Below are 26,319 nucleotides of genomic sequence, written 5' to 3' on the forward strand. Positions count from 1 at the left end.
TGTCTCAGTACACGTAGGCGATTACCTGACCACCGATGCCCTGGTCGCGGGCCTCGTAGTGGCTCATGACGCCGTGGCTCGTCGTGACGATGAGCGTCCCGTAGTCTCGGGCGGGGAGGTATCGCTTCTCCCACTTCTCGAACTCGTCTGCACCCGCGGAGTAGCGGGGCTTGACGGCACCACATTCGTTGATCGCGCCGCTCAGTTCGACCTCGAACTGTCCAGCCTTGCCGTCGTCGACGAACTCGAAGCCGTCGATGTACCCGCGGTCGTAGAAGACCTCGAGGACGGAGCCGATGACGTTCGAGGCGGGCTGTATCTCGTGCGACAGGTGCCCGACGCTCTCGGCGTTGTTCACGCCGGCGAGCGCGTTGGCGAGTGGATCGTTTCCTGCCATAATTATCGGTACTTCTTGAATCCCATCTCGCGGGCGACCTCGCGGAAGCACTGACGGCACAGGTAGATCTCGTACTTACCGACGAGTCCCTGGTTGCGTCCGCAACGTCGGCACTCGTGGCTCTGACCCGTGCGACGGCTCGCGTGCTCGCCCGTCTGTTCTGTCTCTGATTCGCTCATTCTGTGACCTCCACGTCGACGTCGAATGCGTCTTCGAGGAAGGCGATCGCGTCTTCAGGCGTGAGTCGGTGCGCGTTGGGGATCGAGCGCGACACCTTGTCGCGCTTTTTGACTCGGTAGCCCGGACGGACGAGGTTGACCGTCACGTCCAGCCCGTAGATCCCGATCTGGGGGTCGTACTCCTGGGAGGGGAACTCGGTGTGCTCTTCGACACCGAAGCTGAAGTTCCCCGTGTCGTCGAACTGCTTGTCCGACAGGTCGGCGATCGGCAGCGCCGTCTCCAGGAACTCGTTGGCCCGCTCGTTGCGAAGGGTGACCTTCGCGCCGACCGGGTCGCCGGTGCGCGCACCGAACTGCGTCGCGGCACGCGTCGCCGTCGTGCGGACGGCTTTCTGTCCGGCGATCTCTTCGAGGATCTCCTCTGCGTTCGCGAGTTCGCGGCCACCTTCGCCGACGCCCATGTGGACGACGACCTTCTCGATCCGTGGCTCGCGCATCTCGTGGAACGACTCGCTCATTCGTCGTCACCTCCGTCTTCGTCCTCGTCGGCGACGAAGTTCTCGTCGATGACGACGACGTAGTCTTCGATCGTCTCGAAGGCGCCGTCGTCGGTCTCGACGATGACGGTGTTGTCGCCGCTGCCGGCGGTGACGGTGATCTCGTCGATCTCGCCGATCTCACCCGAGTGGGTGCCGTCAATGGCGGTGACGAGTGCGCCCTCCTCGTAGGGGAAGTGCGCGACGATCTCCTTCGTCTCGTTGTCGACGACGAGAGAGTCTTTCGTGCTGTACTCGTCGCCGCCCTCGTCGAGGCGGACGTTCGCGCCGTCGTGGAGCGTGAGCTGCGTCGCGCCGCCGCTGACGTCCTGCTTGCGGACGATCTTGCCGAGTCGGCTGTCTGCGGCGTCGGCGTCGATCGGGGTCAGCGCCAGGCGTCCACCCTCCTCGGGGAAGACGCGGTAGTACTCTTCGCGCTCGGTGAACGCGAGGATGTCGAACATCCCCACCGGGCGCTGTTCGTCGGAGACGGCGTCGCCGTTGACGAGGACCGCGCCCTCGTTCAGCGCGTAGCGCGCCTCTTTCTTCGAGTCGACGTAACCGAGCACGTCGCGCAGGAGGATGAGCAGGGGAACCCCCGCCTCTCCGTGCGGACCCGCGCCGGCTTTGACGGTGAACGTCTGGGTCTTCCGTTCGACGGGCCAGGCGTTCGGTGCCGAGAGTCGCTTCTGATGTCGAGTCATTGTTCGTCCTCCGTGTCGGCCTGCAGCCGCGCCTCACGGCGGTCGTCTTCGAGGTCCAGTTCCGTAACGCGGAGGTTCGAGGCGTCGAGGGGACGAGGCACTTCCTCGCCGTCTGCCTTCTCGACCGTCACGTCTTCGACGTGTACGACCGCGTCCGTGAGGTCGACCTCGACGACTTCGGCTTCCGTGCCGGCGTAGTCGCCGCGGAGGACCTCGACGGTGTCGCCCGCGTTGACGCGAACGTTGCGCTGTCCGTACTCCTCGCGGAGGTCGTCAGACAGCGTCGCGCGGACCTGGTTCTGCCGCTCGTGCAGGGGCGCGTTCTGCTTCCGAGTTCGCTGTTTGCGTGGTTGTTTTGTCATACTGTTCAGTGTTCAGACGATCATCGTCGCCGTCGAAGCGATGCTCCCGAAGCGCTCGGCCACTTCACGCGCGATGGGACCCTTGATCTCGGTCCCGCGAGGCTCTTCCATCTCGTCGATGATGACGGCGGCGTTGTCCTCGAACTTCACGCGCGTGCCGTCCGGCCGGCGGATCGGTTTCCGCTGGCGGACGATCACGGCTTCGAGCACCTGGCGGCGCATCTCCGGCGTCCCTTTCGTCACCGAGACGGTGACCTGGTCGCCGATGCCCGCCTTGGGGTGTCGGTTCTTGGTTCCTGAGTAGCCCTTCACGCTGATGACCTTCAGTTCGCGCGCGCCGGTGTTGTCGGCGCACGTGATGAGGGAGCCTCGTTCGAGGCCCTTCGTGACGTCGGCTTTCAGCGCCTCCATCACTCCTCACCTCCGAGCACGTCGACGACGACGTGCGATTTGGTCTTCGACAGCGGTCGGGTCTCTGCGATACGCACCGTGTCGCCTTCCTCGATGTCCACGCACGGGGGTGCGTGAGCGGGGATGCGACTACGCCGCTTCATAAAGCGGTCGTACTTGGGAACGCGAACGTCGTATTCGCGCTCCACAATGACGGTTTTCTCCATGTCGGTGGAGGCGACCGTGCCTTCGAGCGTCTGACCGCGCACGGAAAGCGTCCCGTGGAACGGACAGTTCTCGTCGGAGCACGGCTCCTCCGGTTCTTCTACGTTCAGTCCTATCGCCATAGTGAGTCACCTGCCTTCTCGGTCCGCAAGGCGGGTCGTGAGAGCAGACGTGTGCCATCCACCGTAACGTAGGCCACGCCCTCGCAATTCTCGGCGTCGCGCCGAGAAGCCGCTGCGGGCTCCGCAGCCGGCCGACCAGACTGACCGGCGAATGCGCCGGCAGTATCCGACCGAAGTTCGGACGTGGTCCCCGACGCCTTCTCGGCGTCGGCGGCTTCATCTGTGCGTCCGGATGTCCCTTCCGGGGAGGGAAGCTCGAACTCCAGCGTGGAGCCCTGCTTCGGCACCTGTTTCACCCGAGTGCGACCGTCGCGAGTCGCGTCGGCGTCGTCGGTCGCGGCATCGCTGTCGCTGACGTCGACGTGCAGCGTCTGCATCGTCTCGACGACGATGCGGCCCTCGATCCCGACGAGGTCGGGGTTGGGCGCGTCGACGACGGCCACGCGGAGGCCGTTAAGCTCGTGTCGCGTCAGCGTCTCGGGTGTCAGTGCCATCTGTTATTCGAGGTCGCCTTCTTCCTGCTGGATCGTCTTGATCCGCGCGATCGTCCGCTTCAGCTCGCTGACGCGGCCCGGGTTCTCCGGTGCGCCACCGGCAGCCTGGACTGCGCGCGTGTTGAGCAGTTCGGTCTCGAGCTCTTCGAGCTCGGCGTCGCGCTCTGCGGCCGTCATATCGCGGATCTCTTCGGGGTAGAGGATCGCCATCGGTTATTCCTCCTCCTCGTCTTCGTCTTCGTCGGCATCTTCCATCTCGTCGAGGAGCTCTTCGGCTTCCGCTTCGACCTCCTCGTCGAGTTCGTCGAGTTCCTCTTCGACGTCCGACTCGTCAGGGACCTCGACGTCTTCGTCGGCATCCTCAGACTCGGACTCGGCTTCTTCCTCGATGACTTCTTCGACGACTTCCTCGTCGATGACTTCCTCGGGAGCCTCGTCGGGAACCTCGACCTCCTCGTCGGTCTCGCCGACGTCGGGGATCTCTTCGGGTTCCTCTTCGAGGAGGGCCTCGACGCCCTCGCTCTCTGCGACCTGCTCGACGGGCTCGACGTCGACGTCCTCGTGGATCTCGAAGTCGTCGGGGAGCTCTGCTCCCGGCGGAATGATCTTGACGGTCACGCCGATGGTACCGAGCTTCATCACAGCGACGCCCTGGCCCTCGTCGACGATCTCCTGGGCCGGTTCGCCGTTGTGCTTGATGTAGCCGCGGTTGAACTTCTCGACGCGCGAGCGTGCACCGGTGACCTTCCCGCTGAGGACGATCTCGGCGCCCAGTGCGCCGGACTCCATAATGCGGTCGATCGTGGTGTGGCCCGCCTTCCGGAAGTACCAGCCGCGTTCGAGCGCGTTCGCGAGGCGGTCCGCGACGATGCGAGCGTTCAGGTCGGGCTCGTCGACCTCCTGGACGTCGATCTGGGGGTCGTCGAGGTTGAACCGCTCTTCGAGTTCGCGGGTGACCTTGCGGATGTTCTTCCCGCCCTTGCCGATGACCATACCGGGCTTTTCGGCCTTCAGGACGATCTGAGTCCCCATCGGGGTCTTCGCGACGTCCATCCCGCCGTAGCCGGCGCGGCCGAGTTCTTCGGCGAAGAACTCGTCGATCTGCGAGCGCTGCAGTCCGTCTTCGATGAACTGGTGTTCGTCAGCCATTAGGCTTCGACCTCCTCGGGTTCTTCGACGATGAGTTCGACGTCACAGATCGGCGTGTTCCACGGGTCGGCGCTCCCGAACGCACGGGGCTTGCGACCCTGCCGTTCGCCGACCTTGTGGGCGGCGACGTGTTTGATCGTCATCGAACGTCCGTCGAATCCCTGCTCGTCGGCGTTCGACGCCACGTTCTGCAGGAGTTCGAGGAACGCCTTCGAGGCCTTCTCGGGGTAGCGACCCGCGTCCCAGCCGTCGATGTCGGAGCGGTGTCCGACGCCGGTGTTGTGCTGTTTGAACGGAACGGAACGCTTCTCGTCGATGACGTCCTGGAGGTACTCCTCCGCGTCCTCGACGGGCATCCCCTTGATCTCACGCGAGATGGCCTTGCTGTGCTTCAGGCTGATGGGCCGATCGCGGAGCATCCCCTTGGCGGTGGTCTCCGGGTCGGCCTCGACGCTGTAGTTGATACCCATAGTTATTTGAGCGGCACGAACTTCGAGGACCGGGTCGCGCCGATTCCGGCCTGACCGTGTTCGACCGACGTCCGGGTCAGCTGGAACTCGCCCAGGTAGTGCCCGATCATCTCGGGCTCGACGCGGACGCGCTCGAAGGACTGCCCGGTGTAGACCTCGAACGTCTTCTCGACGAACGAAGGCAGAATGGGCATGTCCCGGAGGTGGGTCCGGATCGGGTCGTTGGCGGTCTCCTGGGGGTCGGCCTCGCTGGCCGCCTCCAGCAGCTTCTCCTGTTGGACCGTGAGTCCTCGGTTGATGGTTCGCCGCTGTCGTGCGGGCAGCAGTTCCGCGACCTCGTCGAGCGACATCTCCTGCAGCTCGTCGAGCGTGTGACCGCGGTAGGTGAACTCACCCTCGCGGCCGGTACGGTATTCCGAACTCATTGTTATTCGTTGCCTCCTTTGCCACCGCGACCGGTGCGCTTCGAGGCGATGTCACCGACCTTCCGTCCCGGCGGGGCGTCCCGCGAGACGGACTTCGGCTGACCGGGGTGCTGGCGGCCGCCGCCACCGAACGGGTGGTCGACGGCGTTCATCGCGACCCCGCGAACGCGCGGCCACTTGATGCCGCGCGCTTTCATCTTGTGGTGCTTCTTTCCGGCCTTCACGAACGGCTTCTCGGTGCGGCCCCCGCCAGCGACGACGCCAATGGTGGCGCGGCACTGCGGGTTCAGCCGCTTGACCTCCCCGGAGGGGAGCTTCACGACCGCGACGTGGCGGTCGTGAGTGAGCAGCTGGGCGCTCGTCCCGGACGCGCGGGCGAACTTCCCGCCGTCGCCGGGCTGGCGCTCGACGTTACACACCGGAACCCCCTCGGGAATCTCCGCGAGCGGGAGCGTGTTGCCGGGCTTGATCTCTGCGCTGACCCCGACCTGGATCGTGTCGCCGACGGCGACGCCCTCTGGAGCGAGGATGAGCCGCTGGTCGCCGTCTTCGAATTCGACGGCGACGACCGGCGCGCTGCGTGCGGGGTCGTGCTCGATATCGACGACCGTCCCGGAGACGGTGTCGTCCGATTCGGCCTTCTTGTGCGAGAGTTCGGCCTTGTAGCGGTGCGACGGCGCCCGGAACGTGGACGTACCGCGACCGCGACGTTGGCCTTGAATTCGACGTCCCATTTTCAGAACACCCCGATTCGCGAGGCGACTTCCTGCGCGTCGTCGTCCTCACCGAGTCGGACGGTCGCCTTCTTCTTGCCGCGCGGTGTGACCTGCGTGTTCACGTTCACGACGGCCACCTCGTAGCGCGATTCGATCTCGTCTTCGATCTCCGCCTTCGTGGCGTCGAGGTCGACGATGAACTGAAGCTTGTTGTCGAAGTCCATCTCGTCCATCGCCTTCTCGGTGACGAGCGGGTGCTCGATGAGCGAACTCATCGGTCCGCCACCTCCTCGACGGCGCTCTCGGTGAAGATCGTGAGCCGACCGGCCTGCGTCCCGGGGGCGAGGTCCTCCGCGCTTACGTTGGCCGCGGTGACCACGTCGGCGCCGGCGAGGTTCCGCGCCGCCTTCGAGGGCTCTTCGCTCGTGACGAAGAGGATCGACTTCGGACGGGTGTACTTCCGGCCACGGGTCTTCCCGCGTCCGGCCTTCACCTTCTTGTTCTCGTCAGAGCGCTCGATGTCGGCGTGGACGCCGAGGGTTTCGAGCAGATCGACGACTTCGCGGGTCTTCACGAGGTCCTCGAAGTCGTCGGAAACGACGAGCGGGAGTTCGACGTCGTCGCCGAACTGGTGGCCGCGTTCGCGGACGACCGCTTCGTCCGTCGTGGCGGCGATCGCCGATCGGACGGCGAGTTTCCGCTCTTTGTCGTTGATGTCCTTGCCCTGGTCTTTCTCAGCCTTCGGCGGGTGCGCCTTGCGACCCTTGACCGCGTGGGGAACGCGGCGGGCGCGTCCGTTTTCGCGGGGGTCGTGAGACATCCCGCGACCGCTGCCGAACGACTCGGCCGGAGTTCGCAGCCCCGCGTAGGGGTCGGCACCGTACGCCTGTTTTCGGTTCGCCTGCGCGGCGACGACGGCGCGCTCGATGAGGTCCGGACGATACGGCGTCTCGAAGACCTCGGGGAGGTCGAGCGTGCCGGCGTCGTCGCCGTTCAGGTCGCGAATTGTTGCCTGCATTGTTTAGCCCTGATTCGATTCGGTCGACACGTAGCGCACCTCGGGATCGAGGCGCGGTTGGTCGTTCGGTCGGACGGCCGGACGGAACCGAAGGAGGCGCTTGTCGGGGCCCGGAAGCGAGCCTTTGACGAGCGCGTACGGTCCGTCGACCTCGCCGTAGCCGACGAAGCCGCCGTCTACGGTCGGTTCGCTGCCCTCACCGATGTCGATGAGGCGCTTGTTCAGTTCGGTTCGCTGGTGGTAGCCCGTCTGTCCCTGCTGGGGGACCGTCGAGCGCACGCGGGAGGGGTTCCACGGACCGAGGTTACCGATCCGGCGCCGCCATCCCTGGCGGGCGTGTTTGCCCTTCCGCTTCTGGACGCCCCACCGCTTGACGGGACCCTGCGTCCCCTTGCCTTTCGTGACGCCGGCGACGTCGAGATACTCGCCAGCGCGGAAGACGTCGGAGAGTTCGTGCTCGCCGCCGTCGCCGACGAGTTCGAGCGCGAAGTCGATGCGCTCGTCGACCGAGCCGCCGCCGACTCGGGTCTCCATCACGTCGGGCTTCTTTTTGGGGACGTTCTGCATCTCGCCTGGGACGGTGTGGGTGATGAGTCGGACGTCGTCGACCTCGCCGGCCTCGACGGCCGCGCGAAGGTCCTCGGCGTCGTCCTCGAAGGAGTCCTCGTTCGGAAGGTCGAGGACGCGGTCGAGGTTCTCGTCGAACTCGTTGCCCCACACCTCAGTCAGGGGCTTTGCACCGTACGGCGTGTCTTCGTAGGCTCGAAGGGCGACGGCGCGCATCGGCGGCGTCTCGACGACGGTCACCGGAACGGCCTCCTCCATCCCTTCGCGGGGGGAGTTGGCCTCGTCGTTGACCATCATCACCTGGGTCATCCCGGCCTTGTAGCCGGCGAAGCCCTGGATACCCGGGGACCCGTCGTCGTCGGGCCACGACCGGATGCGTGGGACTTCCTTGGCCGCACGCTTGCGCGGGCTGAAGCCCATCGAACCTTTTCGTGGTCTGCTTGGTTGTGGCATATGATCACTCCGTGAGTGTCAGGGACGCGAGCGACGCGAACATCGCTTCTTCAGTTCGCACCACCTCGCTGCCCTGTCGCGGAATCGTATTCAGCCAGAGATCGAACCCCGGACCGTCAACGGGTTCGACCGCATCCTCGACGTCGACGTCGAGGATGGCCGGAAGCCCACGGCCGGGCGACCCGAACGCGACTGTCGCCCCCTCGCGCTCGATGCGAGCGGAGAGGTCCGGCAGCCACGACGTGGTCAACGGTTGGCCGAAGCGGGACGTCGCAATTGTGACGCCCGCGTCGGCGCGGCCGAGCGCTTCCTCGAGGTCCGTACGGGACACGTCGAAGCCCGGAACGGGCTCGTCGACGATCCGCGCACGGACCGGTTCTCGCGAAGAGATCCTGATGGCGACGCGCGTCCCCTCCTCGACCTCCATCGACGGAGGCGTGTGGAGAGAGACCGGGTGTTGCAGTCCGCAATTGACCCGAACGCGGCCGTCAGGTCCGACCTCGGTCACGATTCCCTGTGTTAACGACCCCGAACCGTCTGATTCGGAGCCGGTCATAGACGGGACACGGAGGGGCGGCAGAACGCCGACGTACTCGAGTTCGTCGCGTCGCCCCCAGACCTCCTTTCGGAGGTGCGGCGGCGTGGCAGCGTATCGCAGCACCGTTTCGACGAACTCGCCTCCCCAGCGTCGCTCGCCTTCCCTGTCTGGGAAGACGGCGAGCCGATCCGCCCGAAACACCGTCGCCGCGCGGGCGACGTAGCCGAGTTTGCGAGTTGCCTCGCGTTTGTCTTCGGCCTCTCGGACGAGAGAGGACGGCACGAGTACGGTCAGCGTCATACCGGTCCCTTCAGCGTCACGTCTAGACTGTATCCCTCGTACCGTAGGGGAGCCTAAAAGACTAGCGAAACCGTTCGGGGGTGAGAGGCCGTCTCACTCCGCCCTACGGCGGTTTCGTGGGAAACCGCCCCGTGGTATTTCCCCCCACGCCATCGGCCGATTTGATTTCCGATTCGCAAGTCTTATTTATTAATCTCGCATTTTCTGGAATGCAGACGCAGACCACGACGCGCGCTGGTAGTGTAGTGGTATCACGTGACCTTGCCATGGTCACAACCTGGGTTCAAATCCCAGCCAGCGCACTTCTCTCGAGACTAACCGACGAGCGGAGATGGTTCTTTATCACCGGTTTTCGTAATCGGAGAATCGACTCCGTAGACGAGGTACGCTTATTCGCGCTACAGGCCAAGTGCGTTTATTGTGTCTGCTCGCCAATGAATTACTATGGATTCCCGACGGACGCGCTACGCCGCCAGTTTCGTCGCCGCCTCACTTGCGTACATCTTCGTCGTTCTCGCGTTCACGGGACAGTTCAACATCGTCGCGTGGGCGGTCTTTGCGGCCGCATTTCTCGTCTATCTCGTCGTCTTCGAGCGACTCTTCGCGTGGGCAGAGAGCGACTGAGTCGGCGATTGAGGAGTTCCCTGTCACCTATTGTTAACACACTACAATAATCACAGGTATACTTCCCAGACAGTAACAAGAACAGGTAGCAATTACTCGCCGGGGCGGCAACCGATAGTGGGTGAGAGAGTATGCCAATCGACGACCTTGCTCGAAGCGACGTCGTAACAGCCGATCCGGACACACCCGTCACCGACCTCGCGGCCACGATGGACGAGGAGAACGTCGGTAGCGTCGTCATCACGAACGGTGACACGCCGGTGGGTATCGTGACGGATCGAGATCTGGCCGTCCGCGTGCTCGGGAACGGAGCCGACCCGACCGAGCAGACGGCGGCGGACGTGATGACCGAAGACCCCCACACGCTCGACCGGAAGGCGGGGTTCTACGAGGCGGCGACGATGATGCGCGATAACAGCATCCGGCGAGTGCCGATCTGTGAGGGCGACGCGCTCGTCGGGATCATCACGGCCGACGACCTGACCGAACTGCTCGCCGACGAGGAACAGCGGGTCGCAGAAGTCATCCGCGCCCAGCGTCCGGAGTACTGAACTCGGGTGCTGAACCGACCCGCCGCGTCCCCCATTCTGCGAGAAAACGTTTTGCGGCTCGGTGCGGAATCGACGCGTATGACCGTTATCGCGCTATTGAGCGTCGCGCCCGTGATCGAAGACAGTATGGCCGCAGAGGTCGCGAAAGCCGTCGACGCCTTGGAGGACTTCGACGTCGAGTACGAGACGAACCCGATGGGGACCGTGATCGAAGCCGACGACGTCGGCACGCTCTTTGCCGCCGCGGAGGCCGCCCACCGGGCCGTCGATGCGGACCGCGTGAGTACGGTGCTGAAGATCGACGACAAGCGAACGAGCGATGGGCGCGCACGCGAGAAAGTAGACGTCGTCGAGGACCAACTCGGCCGGCCGGCGCGCAGTGAGAGTGAGTAGCGAGTTATTCTCGACGGAGCGCGAGTAGCGAGTTATTCTCGACGGAGCGCGAGTAGCGCGGCCCCAGCGAGAGCGACGAGGGTCGCGAGGACCCCGAATCCGGGCGTCGTCGTCGGCGTCTGGACTGTCGGAATCTCTGTCACCGTCGTCGTCGGCGGTTCGGTCGTGGTCGTGGTTGTCGTCGTGGTCGTCGTTGTGGTCGTCGTTTCAGCGGGCGTCTGCGTCGTCGCAGTCGGGATGACCGGCTGGACGGTACCGTCGACAGTCAGTTCGGGCGCCGGGCCGCCGTTGACTTCGATCGTGTAGGCGTCGCCGGGACTCGTATCGTTGAACGAGAACGTCGCGAGGAACTGTCCGTCAGCGTCGACTGTCGTCGTCGTGGTTTTCAGGAACGCGGGCCGGACGTCGTCGCCGCTGCGAACCCGGATGTTGATTTCCGTGCCGGGGGCGACGGTCGCCTCGCCGAAGATCTCCTGGCCGCTCGTCTCGGTGACGTTGAACGGTTCGTTCATCGAGAACTCGGCTTCGGTCGTCGAGTACGTCGTCTCGACGGTCTCGTCCTCGCCGGACTCCGTCAGATCGAGGTCGTTCTCGTCGTCGCCGAAGACGGTGAACGAAGCGCGGAGCCGTTCGTCGGTGCCCAGAGAGCCGGTCTCGTCCTCGTCGTCGTCGATCGCGCCGTCCTCGTCGGTGTCACGGACGCCCGTGGGGCCGTCGTCACCCGTCCGGGAGATCACGTAGTACGTGTCGTTGTCTGAATCCGCGACGACCCGCGAGTTGGAGCTGTTCAACTGGAGGACGAGCGGATCGCGGTTCGGACCGGGGTCCTGTTGCTCGACGGTGAACACGGCGGGCGGCGAATCGCCCGTCCCGCTCGCGAAGTCGAAGAACTCGGCGGTGACGGTATCTTCCTCGAAGGCGTCGAGTGCGCCTTCGAGACCGGAGGCGCGGAGTTCGTAGACGACAGTGTCGCCAGTCGCGATGTCGGTGTCGCGGGTCACCCAGTCGCCGTTCGCCTCACGGAAGTCTGCCGCGGTGTCGAGGTCGCCGTATCGGTCCTCCGGAGCGGTCCAGGTCCGGAGCGCTATCGTCTCGCGGGGTTCGAGAACGAGCGTCGCGACGTCGGTCTCGCGACCTGCGGTAGCGGCCGACACCGGGTAACTCTCGGCGTCGAGGAGGTTCGAGACGCCGATGCTGACGTCGCCCTCGACAACCTCGTCGTCCTCGCTGACGCTGAAGATCTCGTTTTCACCGTCGAAGGAGCCGGTCCCGTACATCGATGCGGCATAGCTGTCGAAGTAGATGGTGACGCGGTTGTCGCGGTCGTCGTCGTCGTCTTCGCCGTCGCGGACGGTCACGTTCGCGCGGAAGCCGACGTCCTCCTCACCGATTGTCACTGTCGCCTCGCGCGTGTTCGACAGTTCGACCGGGATGGCGACGACGTCACCGCGGTTGTCCGTGGGCGTGCGATCGGGGAACGTCGCCTCGGTGTCGCCCGCTTCGGTGACGTTGACCGTCGACGACTCGACGGAGATTCCCGACGTCGTATCCGTCGCGCGAACGGTGTACTCGCCCGTTTCGATCTCGAGCGCTTCGAGATCGTAGCTGAAGTCGTACTCGCCCTGCCCGGAGAGGTCGGCGTACCGTTCGGTGTTCTCGACGACCTCGTCGTCGTCGAGCAGTTCGAGTCGGACCTCCCGGTTGCTCGCTCGGGCCGAAACCGTGCCCTCGATCGGCTCGAGGTTCGTCACGTTCCGATCGTCGATCGAAATCGCGAGATCGAGGTCACGAACCGTGATGTTCGCGACACCTTCTCCCTCGATGGTCGCCTCGTAGTCACCGAGGGTTCGGTCGTCGGTCGCGAAGAGGAAGACCCGGCTGTTTGTCCCGGTCGCGCCCTCGAAGAAGTAGGTGTCCGTGTCGTCGTCGGTCCCTTCCATCGTGACGTCCGTGTTCGTCGACGAGGCGACGACGGCGACTGTCGATCCCTTGTAGGCGCTGATACTCTCGCCGGCGGTCACAGTCGTCGGAGCGAACGTCACCGTGTAGTCGTCTGGGTTGTCGAGCGCGTTGCCAGTGGGGTCCGTGATCCCGTCTTCGAGCCGGAGCGTCAGCTCTCGGCTGTCGGTGTCGTTGAGTTCGATGATCACGCGGCCCTGGGCCTCAGTGACGTCTGCGACGATCTCTCCCGTCACTTCCTCTTCGTCGTCGACGAGGAGGGCGTAGTTCGACTCGAAGTTCTGCACGTCCTCGGAGAATGCCACCTCGATAGCGGGCGTGCCGTCGGGCTGGACGTACTGAATCGCGCTCAGGTACTCCGGAGAGCCGGGGACGCCGCCGGCGTACTGGACAGTGATCTCTTCGTCTCTGGTCGCCGAGCGGTCGGCGGTGTCGTCAACCTCGATCGTCGGGGAATAGCTCGCTGTCTCCTGTCCTTCGGGGACGGCGGGGCTCGTCAGATTCACGCTGCCAGCGAGATACGCCGTCGTGGTGGAGAGATTGTCCGTGTACGAGAGCGTGTTGCCGGAGGCGCTCAGCGATCCCACCTCGGAGCCGGTGGCATCTTTGACGACTACGTCCGACGATTCGATCGTGAACTCGCTGGGGATGGCGAGCGAAAACGTCGTGTCTTCGCCGGTGTCGACGCCGGTGACCGAGTAATTGAACGTGTGCCGGTTCTCGGTCTCCTGCGTGACTGTCGTCGGCTCGAACTCGTCTTCGACATCGATGGCGAGCGTAGCGACGTTTTCGACAGTGAGCGTCTCACTCTCCGAAACGGTCCCGTCGACGTCCGTCGCGTTGATCTTGACCTGGTAGTCGGTGTCAGTATCGACGGCAGGTGACGTCACCGTCACGTTCCCGGCGAGATACACTGTCGACGTCGACGAGTTGGCTGTTGCTTCCAGCGTATTGCCGACTGTCGTCGTCGTGTTGAGGACGGTCCCCGTCGCGTTTTTCATCTCGACATCTGCACTCTCTATCGAGAACTCGCCCGGAACAGAGAGCGAGAGCGTGACGTTGTCAGACGTGTTGACGCCGGTAAACGAGTAGTTGAACGTGTGTTGCGTCTCGGTCTCTTCGTCGACCGTGAGTGGGTCGAACTGCGTTTCGGCTGAAACTCCGTCGACGGCGGCGACCGACCCGGCGAACGTGACACTGCCGGCGAGGACCGACAGTACCACGAGCACCGCGATCGGAACCGCACCGACTCGGAACGTGGTTCGTGTCATAGTGGGGGGGAGACGGTATCGTGGGCGGTTACGCGTCGGCGGCAACCGCCGAGCGGGGAGCAGTGTCGTTTGCGGCTCGGGGCTGGCAGAGCCCGGGAACCTGGGACTCCGGAAGGATACCGACGCTTCGACGATGAAACACTGCACAGCGCCGAATTTCGTCGCAAACGACAGTCCACTGATAACGTCACGGTACGGAAACATATGTTTTGTGTGCAACGAACCGAATTGCCACAACCGTCTTCCGGCCTTCACGGTCGCGTGAAGGGTGCGAAACCCCAGTTTTGTTATCTATTTTGATAACTGGAACACTAGATTTAATTTAGGGTAGTTTGTACGGGCAAATACGCCTCTCACGACGAGCCTGCAGCCGGGCAACAGGCAACCGAAAACCGAACGACATCACCGCCGTCGTGGGACGGTTCCAACACTACCAATGAAACTCAAACAACTCTTTACCGACGATTCCGCCGTGTCGCCGGTCATCGGCGTCATCCTGATGGTCGCGATCACAGTCATCCTCGCGGCCGTCATCGGATCCTTCGTGCTGAACCTCGGCCAGGGCGTCCAGCAGACGGCACCCCAGGCGAGTTTCAGTTTCGACTACAACGGTGGAAACGTTACTGTCACACACCAGAGCGGGGACTCGATCTCTGGTTCTCAACTGAACACGACCGGTGCAAGCTGGTCGGGAAGTGGGGAAACGTGGGAAAACAAATACCCTAACAGCGTCAGTGCGGGTGATTCAATCGTTAAGAATACCACCGCCAGTGGCTTCAACGGCGAGACGATCCGCGTCGTCTGGACCTCCCAGAACGGCGAGACCTCCGCGACGCTGAGCCAATCCACCGCACCGGGAGGCGCATAACTCGATGAATCTTAAGCGACTCTTCACCGACGATTCCGCCGTGTCGCCGGTCATCGGCGTCATTCTGATGGTCGCGATTACGGTGATTCTGGCGGCCGTCATCGGCTCGTTCGTGCTGAACCTCGGTGGAAGTATCCAGCAGAGCGCGCCGCAGGCGAGTTTCGGCTTCGAGTACGACGAAGCGACGAACAATACGACGATTACCCACGAAACGGGCGACTCGATAACCGCAAGTCGACTGAACGTGACGTCGACGGCATCGTTAGACGTCGTTAATTCGACGACGTTCGAGGACGTAGGCGGAGAGATATCCGCAGGCGATACAGCTCAGTATAATAAAACCACAGACTGGGCCGGCGAGACGCTTCGTGTCGTCTGGACGTCCGAGAACGGTGAAACGTCCGCCACGCTGAGCCAATCGACCGCACCCAACGAATCATAAGTCAATGAAACTCAAACAACTCTTCACCGACGATTCCGCCGTGTCGCCGGTCATCGGCGTCATCCTGATGGTCGCGATTACAGTCATCCTCGCGGCCGTCATCGGCTCGTTCGTGCTGAACCTCGGCCAAGGCGTCCAGCAGACGGCACCCCAGGCGAGTTTCGGCTTCGACTATGACACGACCGATAACGGGAACGTGACGATCACTCACGAAACGGGTGATTCGATTGACGCCGCGCGGCTGAATACGACTGGATTTCAAAATGGTTCGGCCAGTGTAGCTTGGACAGATCACGTGAGTAATACGGTTTCCGCGGGGACGAGCGCGACATTCAATAACACCGCCGACTGGAACGGTGAGACGATCCGTGTCGTCTGGCAGTCCACGAACGGCGAGACTTCCGCGACGCTGAGTCAGTCCACCGCACCCGACGAGTCCTGATCGGCCCAACGGCAATCCGTTCGGTTCTCTTTTTATTTGCCTATAGCTGATTAGCGAGAGGGCGCATCACACAGCCGCATTACGAGCCGCAGAAGTCTATTTCGCGCGTTTCAGACCGCGGGCGCCCCTTCGGAGGTGCCGACGAGCCACGTTCCGTACGTGACGAGCGCGGCGGCCGGGATGAGCGCGTAGGTGAACAGTTGCGACGCGTCCGGGAGGGCCCCCGGGAGCAGCAGCAGCGATCCGACGACTATGAGAGCGACACCGGCAAGCACGCGTGTGCTATCGAACAATCCCATAGGTGGCACTACGGCCCGTGGAATATGGACTTTCCGCTTCTGGACGTCGTCACCGCCGGACCAAAGCGGCGCCTCTCCGATGGACGAGAGCGAGCACGGGGTTGCGCCCCGGCGCGTTATACTACCGGACGCGTCTGAAACGGAGTTCGTCACCCTGGGGAGAGGAATCTCTTGACACAGTTGTGTCCGACAATATAAGCAGCCGCCGCCCGACGGAGGGCGTATGGACGTAGCGATCGTCACCGTGGGGAACGAACTGCTCGCGGGCGACATCGAGAACACGAACGCCACGTGGCTGGCGAAGGAACTCACTGCCCGTGGCGCCGACGTCGCGCGGATCATCGTCGTCCCCGACGACGAGGGCGTCGTCGCCGGGACGATCCGCGAGTGGGCCGCCGAGTTCGACGCCGTGATCGTCACCGGCGGCCTCGGCGGGACGCCCGACGACGTGACGATGCCCGCCGTCGCCGCCGGGTTAGATCGGGAACTCGTGGTCAATCCCGTCGCCGACGCAGACGTACAGGAGACGATCGATCGAATCTACGAGGAGAATCCCGATCTGGAGTTCGAGCTCCGGCCTGAGTGGTACGCCTCGATGCCGGTGGGTGCGACGCCGATTCCGAACCCCGAGGGGCTCGCACCGGGGTGTGTTGCCGAGAACGTGTACGTCCTGCCCGGGATTCCCGAGGAGATGGAAGCCGTCTTCGCGAACGTCGCCGGGGAGTTCGATGGCGACGTGGCGACGCAGACGCTGTACTCCCCCGAGACGGAAGGGGCCCTCGCGTCGGTTCTAGGCGACGTCGCGGAACGATTCGGGATCCGTGTCGGAAGCTACCCGAACCGGGAAGCGGGCGAGACCCGAATCAAGCTCACCGGCGACGACGAAGCAGTGCTCTCGACGGCCGTGGCGTGGCTCAGAGCGAATTCGCGCGCCGAACTCAGAGTGGCCGACGGAGACGGGGACGGTACCGAAGCCAACGAGTGAGCGCGGTGCGGCGGCTGCGTGGCGTGCGGCGGATAGTTAGCGCGGATTCGGGAGGCTCGTGGTGTCTCGCGGTGAGAGCGACGCGAGCGACCCGCGGGATTGGATGATGTTGAACGCCGTCACGAGATCCGAGCGGGAGATGAGCCCGACGACCTCGCCCTCGTCGTCGACGACGGGGAGGCGGCCGACGTCGTTCTTCTGCATCTGCTCGATGGCCGTCATCGCGTCGGCGCCGGGTGAGATCGTCGCCAGGTCGTTCGCCATCACGTCGCCGACCCGGTAGGCGTCGCGTTCGACTTCCTTGATCGAGCGGGCGTCGCTGAGCGTCACCATCCCGACGAGGCGGTCGCCATCCATCACCGGATAGCCCGTGTGGCGTTCGGTGAACATTCGCTCGAGGAGTTCGGCGACGCTTGTGTGCTCGCTCACCACGTCGAGATCCTGACGGGGCGTCATCACGTCTCTGACGGTCACGTCCTGGAAGGCGGCCTTCATCACGGTCTGTTGGGCTTCCGAGGACGCCCCGATGTAGATGAAGAAGGCCAAAGCGACCAGGAACAGATTCGTGAACAGTCCGAAGAGCCCGAGGAGAAACGCGAACACTTTCCCGACCTCTGCGGCGATTTGTGTCGCGCGGGCGTGCGGTCGCGTTCGCGCGAGGAGGGCACGAAGGACGCGGCCGCCGTCCATCGGGAATCCGGGTAACATATTGAACACCGCGAGCACGATGTTCGTCAGCGCGAGGTAGCCGACGACGAACTTCACGGGGTCGAGTGCCGATGGGAGGACGGCAAAGGCCGCATACGAGAGCACGCCGAGGGCGACGCTGACGATCGGTCCGGCGACGGCGATCGAGAGCTCCTGCTTCCAGTCTTCGGGCATCTCGGCGAAGCTCGCGACGCCGCCGAAGAGCCACAGCGTGATCGAGTCGATCTCGTAGCCGTAGCGCATCGCGACGAGCGAGTGGCCGAACTCGTGGAGTAAGACGCAAAAGAAGAGGCCGATCGCCGCGGCCGCGCCCAGTACCCACTGCATCGACCCGGCCGTCAGCGGGCCGACGTCGATGGCCGAGCCGAACAGGTCGTTCAGGACGCCCACGAGTTGCCCGACGTCGTTCCCGATGAGCCACGCGAACAGGGGGAGAACGATGAGGAACGTGAGATCGAGCTTGATCGGGATACCGAACGCGCTACCAATACGGATTCCGCGCATAGCGAGACGTTGTCGGGCACGGGACTTAAGTCCAGCCGCGGCCACGCGATTCGCTGACAGAGCCGACCGGCAGACGAACCGCTGAAATACCTCGTCCACGTACCGTCGGGCGTGTCTCAACAGGTCGGCCGCGTCGACACGCTCTTTCTCCACGAGACCGGCGACGACTTCCTCGTGGTCGTCGAACGGGACGGGGAGCGTGTCTTTCGCGGAGTCCTCGAACTAAAGGAGACGGACGCAGGCCCTCGTCCCGCGAAGTTCCGCATCAAGCGCGGATCGACGGAAGAGCCCCGCGATCCGAGCCAGTTCATCGAGCTTGCGCGCCGTGCGTCGCGAATCCGTATTTCGGAACAGACCTCGAAGCAGCGTCGCGACGAACTTCGCGAGATGCTCGACGGCTACCAACTCGAAGCGCTAGTCGTTCGGACGTGTCGATACTGCGCTTCCGATGGGAGGTACTCGCCGATCACGGAGGATACGGCGATCAAGACCGACCGCGAGTACATCTGCCCCGACTGTGCAAAGCGGGAACTGGAGCGCGAACTCGACTTCTCGGCATCGGGGCGGCTCACCGGGGCGGCGCAGGACCGGCTCGAAGACCTCCTCTTGGAAACGCAGGACCTCGATCGGATCTCGAACCTCCTCGCCGGGGGGCTCGATCCCGATCTCACGAAGTTCGACACCGTCAGCGCGACGACCGACGAAGTCGACCTCGTCGAGACGTCGACGCTCGATCTCCACCCCGAACTCCAGCGGCGGGTCGAAGACCGATTCGACACGCTGCTTCCAGTGCAGTCGCTGTCGGTCGACAACGGGTTGTTCGAGGGCCGCGACCAACTCGTCGTGAGCGCGACCGCGACCGGGAAGACGCTCGTCGGTGAGCTCGCGGGGCTCGACCGGGCGCTGAAGGGAGAGGGCAAACTGCTCTTTTTGGTCCCGCTCGTCGCCCTGGCGAACCAGAAGCACGAGGACTTCGAGGAGCGCTACGGCGACCTCCTCGACGTGACGATCCGCGTCGGCGCGTCCCGGATCAACGACGACGGCAACCGCTTCAATCCGAACGCGGACATCGTCGTGGGGACCTACGAGGGCATCGACCACGCGTTGCGGACGGGGAAAGACCTCGGCGACATCGGCACCGTCGTCATCGACGAGGTCCACACGCTCAAAGAGGAGGAGCGCGGCCACCGCCTCGATGGTCTCATCAGCCGGCTAAAGTACTACTGCGAGGACCGCGAGGCGGCCCGCGAGAGCTACGGGGGCGCACAGTACGTCTATCTCTCCGCGACGGTCGGGAATCCGGAGTCGCTGGCCGAGCGCCTCCGCGCGACACTCATCGAGTTCGAGGAGCGTCCGGTCCCGATCGAGCGTCACGTGACGTTCGCCGACGGCAGAGAGAAGCCGGACATCATCAACAAACTCGTCAGACGCGAGTTCGACTCGAAGTCCTCGAAGGGCTACCGCGGGCAGACCATCGTCTTCACGAACTCGCGGCGGCGGTGTCACGAGATCTCGCGAAAACTGGAGTACGACTCCGCGCCGTATCACGCCGGCCTCGACTACGGCCGGCGGAAGCGCGTCGAGCGGCAGTTCGGGGATCAAGACCTCGCCGCGGTGGTCACGACCGCCGCGCTCGCCGCCGGCGTCGACTTCCCCGCCTCACAGGTCATCTTCGACTCGCTGGCGATGGGCATCGAGTGGCTCTCCGTCCAGGAGTTCGAGCAGATGCTCGGGCGTGCCGGCCGCCCGGACTACCACGATCAGGGGACGGTCTATCTTCTCGTCGAACCCGACTGCACCTACCACAACACGATGGAGATGACCGAAGACGAGGTCGCGTTCAAACTCCTGAAAGGCGAGATGGAAGACGTCTTGACGCACTACGACGAGACCGCGGCCGCCGAGGAGACGCTCGCGAACGTCGTCGTCGCCGGCAAGCGTGCCAAGCGACTGAACGACCGGATGGTCGGTGACGTCCCGACGAAACACGCGATCGGCAAACTGCTCCAGTGGGAGTTCATCGACGGCTTCGATCCGACGCCGCTGGGACGGGCGGTCTGTCGGCACTTCCTCTCGCCGAAAGACGCGTTCCGCATCCTCGATTGCATCCGCTCGGGCACGGACCCCTACGACCTCGTCGCCGAGATGGAACTCCAAGACGAGTTCTGAACGCCGCCGGCGGTCGCCGACCCGACTCATCACACTCGGGTGACGGAGGTCGAATCGGGGGCGAAAGGAGCTCTACCGCCGGACGTGAGAAAAATCCCACAGTATTTTGCACTGGCGAGTCGACCGAACAATGTGGCACCGATACCGCCTGGCGTCCTCGCTGTTTTCCTCGTCGTCCTCGTCGCGCTCGCGCTGTTCGTCACCGAGCCAGTTCCGGTCGACGTCACTGCGATCGGGGTGATGGTGGCGCTGCTGTTGATCCAGCCGGCGTCGGCGGCGCTGGCAACGATAGGGCTCTTGGGCGACCCGATCGTGCTCTTTGCGGACTACCCCGCGGACGCGCTGTCGGGCTTTTCGAGCGAGGCGACGCTGACGGTGCTTGCGATGTTCATCCTCAGCGACGGCGTCCAGCGCACCGGCGTCGTCCAGCGGCTGGGCGCGCGGATCGCCTCTTTCACAGGAGACAGTATGGACCGACAGCTCGGGGCGACGATCGGCGTCGTCGCGCCCATTTCCGGATTCATCAACAACACCGCGGCGGTCGCCATCTTGCTGCCGATGGTGACAGACCTCGCCGAGCGCGGCGGGACGTCGCCGTCGAAACTGCTCTTGCCGCTCTCGTATGCGTCGATGTTCGGCGGGATGCTCACGCTAATCGGGACGTCGACGAACATCCTCGCCTCCGAACTCTCGGGACGGCTCATCGGCCGGACGTTCACGATGTTCGAGTTCACGCAACTCGGTATCGTCGTCTCCATCGTGGGCACAGCGTACTTGCTGACGGTCGGGCGGTGGCTGACCCCAGAGCGGATCAAGCCCCGACAGGATCTGACCGAGGAGTTCGAGATGGGCGAGTACCTGACGGAGGTCGTCGTCCGCGAGGACTCACCGCTCGTCGGCCAGCAGGTCCGGCGCGCGCTGGAGGAGACAGATTTCGACATCGACCTGATTCAGTTGATCCGCAGCGGCGAGGTCTTCCTCGAACCGCTCGGGCCGAAACAGATTCAACCGGGCGACGTGTTCGCGATTCGGACCGACCGCGACACGCTCGTCGAACTACTCGACGTCGAAGGGCTGGACGTCGTGCCGACGGCCGTCGACGAATCGGAGCTAGAAGCCGGCGAAGCCCGGCAGAATCTCGTCGAGGTCGTCATCGGTCCGGGGTCGTCACTCGTCGGCGAGTCGCTCGCGTCTGCGAGCTTTCGACAGCGGTACAACGCGACGGTGCTCGCGCTGCGGCGCGGGCAGGAACTCTTCCGCCGGCGGATGGACAACGTCACGCTCCGCGTCGGCGACACGCTCCTCGTGCAGGCGACCGCCGACAGCATCGAGCGGCTCGATGCGAACCGGGACTTCATCGTCGCCCAGGAGATCGAACAGCACGACTTCCGCGGGGAGAAGACGCCGATCGCCGTGGGCATCGTCGTCGCCGTCGTCGGCCTCGCCGCGCTCGACATCCTCCCGATCGTCGTCTCCGCGCTCGCGGGGTCGCTCGCGATGGTCGCGACGCGATGTCTCCGTCCGGGCGAACTCTACGACGCGGTTCAGTGGGACGTCGTCTTCTTGCTCGCAGGTGTCATTCCGCTGGGCATCGCACTGGAGTCGTCCGGTGGCGCGGCGCTGCTGGCAGGACTCGTCGTCGCCGCGGGCGATCTACTGCCGCTCGTCGGGGTGCTGGCGGTGTTCTATTTCATCACCGCGATCCTGACGAACGTCATCTCGAACAACGCGAGTGTCGTGTTGATGATCCCAGTCGCGGTCGAGGCAGCTCAGACGCTCGGTGCGAACGCCTTCTCGTTCATCCTGGCAGTGACGTTCGCGGCGTCGACGGCGTTTATGACGCCCGTCGGCTACCAGACGAACCTGTTCGTCTACGGTCCCGGCGGCTACCGTTTCAGCGACTACCTCCGGGTCGGCGGCCCGCTTCAGTTGGTGTTCGCGGCGGTGACGACCGTCGGCATCGCCGCGATCTGGGGAATCTGATTCCGGTCGACGCCGAACGAAATCCTTTACTCGGTGACGCCGCCACGTACAGACGCGGGACCGTGGGTTAGCCTGGTATACTTCGGGCCTTGGGTGCCCGTGACCCCGGTTCGAATCCGGGCGGTCCCATTTCTGTGCGACGAACGTACGTGAGGAGCCAGAAACCGACAGCGACCGGTTCGAGCTCGGCGAGGCCGAGCCTACGAGGTCTCGATTCAGTTCGAATCCGGGCGGTCCCATTTCTGTGCGCGGAATCCTCGTGAGAAACCGGAACCGGACAGTTACTGGTTCGAATTCGTCGAGCCCGAGCGTGTGAAGACTCGGTTCAGGTCGAAGCCACTCGGCCCGATCGATGGCGAGCGCCGAGTGTGACAAACAGGCTCACCCGAACAGTCGCTGGAGGAAGCTACGGCCGCTCGCTCGCTCTGCGAGCAAGACGGAGCACTCGACGTCCTCAACGATTTTGAAGTGCAGCGTGCCCGTGACGAGTCGCGTCAGCAGACCACGTTCGGTCGCGCCCACCACGAGCAGCGTGTGGTCTCGCGCTTCGCGTTCGATCGCGCGTTCGACGTCGCCGGAGTCGTCGACGATGAATTTGGCGTCGCCCAGGCCTCGCTCGGTCGCCCAGTCCGCCAGGAACTGCTCTCCGCGCTCGCGTTCCCCGGGGCTGTCGACGACGTGCAGAAGCGTGACCGAGGACCCGGCGACCGTTCGAAGGCTGGCCGCGACCTCCGCGCTCAGGTCGGCGTGCGCGTTGTCCGTGACTGGCAGCAGGATCTCCGATTCGTCCAGATCCCGGTCCCGCAACACGAGGAAATCCGATGGGAGTCGGTGCGTCAGTTCGGTTAGCGGTCGCTCGGTTCGAACGGCGCTCCAGATCCTGTCGTCGCCCCAGTTCAGGAGCGTGAGGTCGGCGTCCTTCCGCCGGGCGATGTCGAAGATCTCCTCGAAAGAGCGGTGGGAGACGACTGTCGAGCACTCGTAGCCGACGTCGTAGGAGTTGACGTGCTCGCGGATGTCCTCGAAGAGGGCGTCGGACTCGGCGACGATCCGCTGTCGCTGTGCCGGACCGTACGAACGGGAGGGGACCTGAACGACGTGAACCGTGTGAACGGTGGCGTTGTCGTGCGTACTGGCGATCTGACAGGCGAGTTCGAGCAGAGGCGACTCCGTTCGCGGATTCGCGATCGGCACGACGATTCGGTAGTCGACCGGCTCGTCGGCTTCGCTGGTCGTGTCGATGAGGGGAACGTACGACCGGCCGACGAAGCCACCGAAGAGCCACTCGCGGGTCGAGAGCTGTCGGGCGGACCCCTCGAACCGGGCCGATTCGAGGCGTGACTCGGTCGTCTGAAAGTAGTTGACGACCGTCACGAGCACGACGCCGCCGACGGTGTTGCCGACGAGAACCGGGAGGACGAAATCGGTGAGCCCGAGCCACAGCGCGAGGTCGTTCTGAAAGACCAGATAGAGCATCTCGGTGAAAGAGACGACGACGTGGAAGAGGTTCCCCATCGGGATGGCGAGAAACGCCAGATAGACCACCGCGATCCGAGAGATGGTGTCCCGCGAGGCGTACTCCACCCAGACGACGCCGGCCACGATCAGGCCGGCGAACGCCGCCTTGACGAACAGCGTGCCGGCATCCGTCTCGATCCCTTTCTGAGCGAGGTTCAGCGCTGCCGTGGCGCCCTCCGGGGAGAGGACGCCGCCGTACGCCAGCGTGGCCGCGCCAACGGCACCGCCGGCGAAGTTGCCGGTGAGGACCACGACCCAGTTGCGAAGCAGGGCCGGAACGCTCGCGAGGCGTTCCAGCGTCAGCGCCACCGGGGGGAGCGTGTTCTCGGTGTAGAGCTGGTAGCCACCGATGATGATGTAGATAAACCCGAGGGGGTAGAGCATCGCGCTCAGAACCTCGTGACCGTCAGTCGAGGCCGTCAACGACGCGTACAACAGGAAGGTGATCGAGATGGCGAAGCCGGCCGCGAGCGCGCTGAAGAACAGTTCACGGCTCCCGGACGTGATCTCTTCATCCGCCGCTGCGACGATCCGCTGGAAGATTTCGTCGGAGGTGAATCGGTCTCGAACGACCGACCCGACGGCCGGGGCGCCGCTCCGGGACTGTTCGACCGCTTCGCGGACGGTTTCGCTCTCGGAAGTCGTATTCGGGTCTCTTTCGGATGTCACGATGCTACTGGCTCCGCTTCCGTCCGAGGTCTTTTAATTATTCCGAACGATACAAGAATATGACTCGGATGCAGCGTCGCCTAAGTATCGTTCTCATCGCCCTGTTGGTCATATTCACCCCGGCACTGATACTGGTAGCTACCCTCGAAGCCCTGTTTTTATTAGGGGAAATCACGCTGGCGGACATCTCAGCGCTCGAGTTCATCGAGTTGTACTTGCTCGACCTCGCGCTGCTGGTGCTCTTTGTTGTTGCCGTCTATCAGATAACGAGATACGTCGTCGGCGAGCAACTCCCCGCTCCGCTAACGGAGACAGAAACCGAGGAACGTCCTGCAGACGACGAGTCCTCAGATTGATAGGGATTATCGTACGTCTCCATAGATGTCTCGCCGGACGGTACGGCGAGACTCTCCGAACAGTTACGATAATCCCTATGAGTAGGTACTACGTTCGGGACTGCAGAGCCGGAGCGAGAGGTGCACAGTAGCGGAGGCGGCAAGTCTGCTGTCAGACGCTATCGCTGCTGCCGGGGAGAATCTGCGGTCTCAAAATTGATACTGCCACAGAGAGGATTATAATGATGCTCGTGATACAGATGCGTGATGGGGGTCTCATCGAGTCCGATTCGCGTTCTCCACATCGACGATGAGCCATCGCTCACAGAGCTGACAGCGACGTTCCTGGAGCGAGCGGACGACCAGTTCGAGGTCGACACGGCGACGAGCGCGAGCGAGGGGCTCGCACGACTCGACGAGGACACGTTCGACTGCGTCGTCTCCGATTACGATATGCCGCGACAGAACGGGATCGAGCTCCTCGAACGCGTCCGTGAGGACCATCCGAGACTGCCGTTCATCCTCTTTACCGGGAAGGGGAGCGAGGAGGTCGCGAGCGAGGCCATCTCCGCCGGCGTGAGCGACTATCTCCAGAAGCGGACGGGGACCGAACAGTACCAGTTGCTCGCAAAGCGCATCCGAAGCCACGTCGAGCGCACGCGTGCGCAGCGCAAGGCCGCAGAACACGAATCGCACCTGCGGCAGGCCCAAGAGATGGCGGATCTCGGGAGTTGGCACAAGGATGTCCGCGACGACGAGATCTGGTGGTCAGAGGAGATATACGGGATCTTCGGAATCGATAGGGAGCAGTCCGATACCGACCGATCGGCCGAGCGACCGCTCGACCACCGGGAGTTTCTCACCTACGTCCATCCCCAGGACCAAGACTTCGTCGACGAGAAGTGGCGTGCCGCACTCGACGGTGCAGCGTACGACATCGAACACCGAGTCGTGACGGACTGCGGAGAGACGCGCTGGGTCCGCCAGCGGGCCGAAGTCGAGTACGACGACGACGGCGAGCCACTCGAAGCGCTCGGCATCGTCCAAGACATCACCGAGCGCAAGGCCCGCGAACAGGAGATCAAGAAGGCGAAAACGCAACTGGAGGCCGCAATCAACACCGGAGCCGTCGGCACCTGGGAATGGGACGTCGATGCCGACGAACTCGTCGTCGACGCTCGATTCGCGCGGCTGTTCGGCGTCCCGCCGGATGCCGCAGACGACGGCCTTCCACTCGAAGCCTACGTCTCCGCGGTCGCCGACGCTGACCAAGAGCGGATCGAGCGTGCGGCCGAGACAGCCCTGGATGCCTGCGGCGAGTTCCAGGAGGAGTTCCGCGTTCACGACCCGGACGGGGAACGTCGGTGGGTGCTCGCGAGTGGCCGCGTCAAGTGTGACGGCGACGGGAAGGCACGCCGATTCCCCGGTGCACTAGTCGACATCACCGATCGGAAGGCAGACGCCTCCCGCGAGCAGCAGCCGCCAATCAACTGATACTGTCGGACAGAACTCTGTGAAAATTATCTGACCCGTGGATGCCAACATCATTCACGA

At 64.0% G+C, this 26,319-nt stretch carries 32 protein-coding genes and 2 tRNA genes; 13 read left to right on the forward strand and 21 right to left on the reverse strand.

All coding sequences use genetic code 11. From position 1 onward, the window contains the following. Nucleotides 1-4: 4 nt before the first annotated feature. From NO347_RS08635 to NO347_RS08715, 17 genes are read right to left on the reverse strand one after another with little or no spacing between them, the layout of a single operon-like run. Complete coding sequence (locus NO347_RS08635; protein WP_121569959.1) at nt 5-397, reverse strand: 30S ribosomal protein S8; 393 nt, start codon at nt 395-397, stop codon at nt 5-7. A gap of 2 nt (nt 398-399) precedes the next feature. Beyond that, nucleotides 400-576 (reverse strand): 30S ribosomal protein S14, encoded by a 177-nt coding sequence (locus NO347_RS08640; protein ID WP_049985035.1) that lies wholly within the window; start codon nt 574-576, stop codon nt 400-402. Then, nucleotides 573-1,094, reverse strand: a complete 522-nt coding sequence (locus NO347_RS08645) for a 50S ribosomal protein L5 (protein ID WP_256289221.1) — start codon at nt 1,092-1,094, stop codon at nt 573-575. Before NO347_RS08645 ends, NO347_RS08640 begins: the two co-directional genes overlap by 4 nt. After that, nucleotides 1,091-1,816, reverse strand: coding sequence for a 30S ribosomal protein S4e (locus tag NO347_RS08650; protein WP_256289222.1), 726 nt, complete (start codon nt 1,814-1,816; stop codon nt 1,091-1,093). The genes NO347_RS08645 and NO347_RS08650 overlap by 4 nt, the downstream gene beginning before the upstream one ends. Next, entirely contained in the window at nt 1,813-2,178 is a 366-nt protein-coding gene (rplX, locus tag NO347_RS08655; RefSeq protein WP_121569962.1) for a 50S ribosomal protein L24, read from the reverse strand. Before rplX ends, NO347_RS08650 begins: the two co-directional genes overlap by 4 nt. A 12-nt stretch (nt 2,179-2,190) precedes the next feature. Then, nucleotides 2,191-2,589 (reverse strand): 50S ribosomal protein L14, encoded by a 399-nt coding sequence (locus NO347_RS08660; protein ID WP_121569963.1) that lies wholly within the window; start codon nt 2,587-2,589, stop codon nt 2,191-2,193. Further along, entirely contained in the window at nt 2,589-2,915 is a 327-nt protein-coding gene (locus tag NO347_RS08665) for a 30S ribosomal protein S17 (protein WP_121569964.1), read from the reverse strand. Before NO347_RS08665 ends, NO347_RS08660 begins: the two co-directional genes overlap by 1 nt. After that, nucleotides 2,906-3,409 (reverse strand): ribonuclease P protein component 1, encoded by a 504-nt coding sequence (locus NO347_RS08670; RefSeq protein ID WP_256289223.1) that lies wholly within the window; start codon nt 3,407-3,409, stop codon nt 2,906-2,908. The genes NO347_RS08665 and NO347_RS08670 overlap by 10 nt, the downstream gene beginning before the upstream one ends. Nucleotides 3,410-3,412: 3 nt before the next feature. Further along, entirely contained in the window at nt 3,413-3,619 is a 207-nt protein-coding gene (gene rpmC, locus NO347_RS08675) for a 50S ribosomal protein L29 (RefSeq protein WP_121569966.1), read from the reverse strand. Nucleotides 3,620-3,622: 3 nt separating this feature from the next. Next, on the reverse strand, nt 3,623-4,558 hold the full coding sequence (locus tag NO347_RS08680; protein WP_256289224.1) for a 30S ribosomal protein S3: 936 nt from the start codon (nt 4,556-4,558) through the stop codon (nt 3,623-3,625). Beyond that, nucleotides 4,558-5,028, reverse strand: coding sequence for a 50S ribosomal protein L22 (locus tag NO347_RS08685; protein WP_256289225.1), 471 nt, complete (start codon nt 5,026-5,028; stop codon nt 4,558-4,560). The genes NO347_RS08680 and NO347_RS08685 overlap by 1 nt, the downstream gene beginning before the upstream one ends. Nucleotides 5,029-5,030: 2 nt before the next feature. Then, a complete protein-coding gene (locus NO347_RS08690) occupies nt 5,031-5,453 on the reverse strand; it encodes a 30S ribosomal protein S19 (protein ID WP_121569969.1) in 423 nt (140 codons plus the stop codon). Between the two features lie 2 nt (nt 5,454-5,455). Further along, nucleotides 5,456-6,187, reverse strand: coding sequence for a 50S ribosomal protein L2 (locus NO347_RS08695; protein WP_121569970.1), 732 nt, complete (start codon nt 6,185-6,187; stop codon nt 5,456-5,458). Nucleotides 6,188-6,189: 2 nt separating this feature from the next. Then, nucleotides 6,190-6,444, reverse strand: coding sequence for a 50S ribosomal protein L23 (locus NO347_RS08700; RefSeq protein WP_121569971.1), 255 nt, complete (start codon nt 6,442-6,444; stop codon nt 6,190-6,192). After that, on the reverse strand, nt 6,441-7,187 hold the full coding sequence (gene rpl4p / locus NO347_RS08705; protein WP_256289226.1) for a 50S ribosomal protein L4: 747 nt from the start codon (nt 7,185-7,187) through the stop codon (nt 6,441-6,443). The genes NO347_RS08700 and rpl4p overlap by 4 nt, the downstream gene beginning before the upstream one ends. A 3-nt stretch (nt 7,188-7,190) precedes the next feature. Then, nucleotides 7,191-8,207 carry a 50S ribosomal protein L3 gene (locus tag NO347_RS08710; RefSeq protein WP_121569973.1) on the reverse strand — a complete coding sequence of 339 codons (1,017 nt, stop codon included), beginning with the start codon at nt 8,205-8,207 and terminating at the stop codon, nt 7,191-7,193. Nucleotides 8,208-8,211: 4 nt separating this feature from the next. After that, complete coding sequence (locus tag NO347_RS08715) at nt 8,212-9,045, reverse strand: putative RNA uridine N3 methyltransferase (RefSeq protein ID WP_121569974.1); 834 nt, start codon at nt 9,043-9,045, stop codon at nt 8,212-8,214. A 231-nt stretch (nt 9,046-9,276) separates the two neighbouring features. On the opposite strand from NO347_RS08715, the gene NO347_RS08720 reads away from it, so the two are divergent. From NO347_RS08720 to NO347_RS08735, 4 genes are all read left to right on the forward strand, one after another. Further along, nucleotides 9,277-9,347 (forward strand) — tRNA-Gly (locus tag NO347_RS08720). Between the two features lie 142 nt (nt 9,348-9,489). Further along, complete coding sequence (locus tag NO347_RS08725) at nt 9,490-9,669, forward strand: hypothetical protein (RefSeq protein WP_256289227.1); 180 nt, start codon at nt 9,490-9,492, stop codon at nt 9,667-9,669. A 131-nt stretch (nt 9,670-9,800) separates the two neighbouring features. Further along, a complete protein-coding gene (locus tag NO347_RS08730; RefSeq protein WP_256289228.1) occupies nt 9,801-10,220 on the forward strand; it encodes a CBS domain-containing protein in 420 nt (139 codons plus the stop codon). A gap of 78 nt (nt 10,221-10,298) precedes the next feature. Then, nucleotides 10,299-10,613 carry an MTH1187 family thiamine-binding protein gene (locus tag NO347_RS08735; RefSeq protein ID WP_256289229.1) on the forward strand — a complete coding sequence of 105 codons (315 nt, stop codon included), beginning with the start codon at nt 10,299-10,301 and terminating at the stop codon, nt 10,611-10,613. 32 nt (nt 10,614-10,645) lie between these two features. Here NO347_RS08735 and NO347_RS08740 read toward each other — a convergent pair whose 3' ends face one another. Continuing rightward, entirely contained in the window at nt 10,646-13,843 is a 3,198-nt protein-coding gene (locus tag NO347_RS08740) for a BGTF surface domain-containing protein (RefSeq protein WP_256289230.1), read from the reverse strand. 436 nt (nt 13,844-14,279) lie between these two features. Here NO347_RS08740 and NO347_RS08745 point away from each other — a divergent pair, with 436 nt between their 5' ends. The 3 genes from NO347_RS08745 to NO347_RS08755 are packed head-to-tail and all read left to right on the forward strand — an operon-like array spanning nt 14,280 to nt 15,595. Next, nucleotides 14,280-14,711 carry a type IV pilin domain-containing protein gene (locus tag NO347_RS08745; RefSeq protein ID WP_256289231.1) on the forward strand — a complete coding sequence of 144 codons (432 nt, stop codon included), beginning with the start codon at nt 14,280-14,282 and terminating at the stop codon, nt 14,709-14,711. A gap of 4 nt (nt 14,712-14,715) precedes the next feature. Beyond that, on the forward strand, nt 14,716-15,153 hold the full coding sequence (locus tag NO347_RS08750; RefSeq protein ID WP_256289232.1) for a type IV pilin domain-containing protein: 438 nt from the start codon (nt 14,716-14,718) through the stop codon (nt 15,151-15,153). A gap of 4 nt (nt 15,154-15,157) precedes the next feature. Next, nucleotides 15,158-15,595 (forward strand): type IV pilin domain-containing protein, encoded by a 438-nt coding sequence (locus NO347_RS08755; protein ID WP_256289233.1) that lies wholly within the window; start codon nt 15,158-15,160, stop codon nt 15,593-15,595. 110 nt (nt 15,596-15,705) lie between these two features. Here NO347_RS08755 and NO347_RS08760 read toward each other — a convergent pair whose 3' ends face one another. After that, a complete protein-coding gene (locus NO347_RS08760) occupies nt 15,706-15,894 on the reverse strand; it encodes a DUF8178 family membrane protein (protein ID WP_121569982.1) in 189 nt (62 codons plus the stop codon). A 223-nt stretch (nt 15,895-16,117) separates the two neighbouring features. Between NO347_RS08760 and NO347_RS08765 the strand changes: the two genes are divergently transcribed. Further along, nucleotides 16,118-16,879, forward strand: coding sequence for a competence/damage-inducible protein A (locus NO347_RS08765; RefSeq protein ID WP_256289234.1), 762 nt, complete (start codon nt 16,118-16,120; stop codon nt 16,877-16,879). Nucleotides 16,880-16,915: 36 nt separating this feature from the next. On the opposite strand, the gene NO347_RS08770 is transcribed toward NO347_RS08765, so the two are convergent. Then, on the reverse strand, nt 16,916-18,091 hold the full coding sequence (locus NO347_RS08770; protein WP_256289235.1) for a CBS domain-containing protein: 1,176 nt from the start codon (nt 18,089-18,091) through the stop codon (nt 16,916-16,918). Nucleotides 18,092-18,202: 111 nt separating this feature from the next. Here NO347_RS08770 and NO347_RS08775 point away from each other — a divergent pair, with 111 nt between their 5' ends. From NO347_RS08775 to NO347_RS08785, 3 genes are all read left to right on the forward strand, one after another. Next, nucleotides 18,203-20,260, forward strand: coding sequence for a DEAD/DEAH box helicase (locus NO347_RS08775; protein WP_256289236.1), 2,058 nt, complete (start codon nt 18,203-18,205; stop codon nt 20,258-20,260). Between the two features lie 132 nt (nt 20,261-20,392). Further along, a complete protein-coding gene (locus NO347_RS08780; protein ID WP_256289237.1) occupies nt 20,393-22,243 on the forward strand; it encodes an SLC13 family permease in 1,851 nt (616 codons plus the stop codon). Between the two features lie 56 nt (nt 22,244-22,299). Then, nucleotides 22,300-22,372: transfer RNA gene (locus NO347_RS08785), tRNA-Pro, on the forward strand. A 252-nt stretch (nt 22,373-22,624) separates the two neighbouring features. Here NO347_RS08785 and NO347_RS08790 read toward each other — a convergent pair. Continuing rightward, nucleotides 22,625-24,430: a formate/nitrite transporter family protein gene (locus NO347_RS08790; protein WP_343217978.1), complete on the reverse strand. Its 1,806-nt coding sequence runs from the start codon at nt 24,428-24,430 to the stop codon at nt 22,625-22,627. Nucleotides 24,431-24,489: 59 nt separating this feature from the next. Here NO347_RS08790 and NO347_RS08795 point away from each other — a divergent pair, with 59 nt between their 5' ends. Then, on the forward strand, nt 24,490-24,786 hold the full coding sequence (locus NO347_RS08795) for a hypothetical protein (protein ID WP_256289238.1): 297 nt from the start codon (nt 24,490-24,492) through the stop codon (nt 24,784-24,786). A 246-nt stretch (nt 24,787-25,032) separates the two neighbouring features. Beyond that, entirely contained in the window at nt 25,033-26,259 is a 1,227-nt protein-coding gene (locus NO347_RS08800; RefSeq protein WP_256289239.1) for a PAS domain-containing response regulator, read from the forward strand. Nucleotides 26,260-26,319 lie beyond the last annotated feature (60 nt).

The organism is Halobellus inordinatus (assembly GCF_024464655.1).
GTDB classification, from domain to species: domain Archaea; phylum Halobacteriota; class Halobacteria; order Halobacteriales; family Haloferacaceae; genus Haloquadratum; species Haloquadratum inordinatus.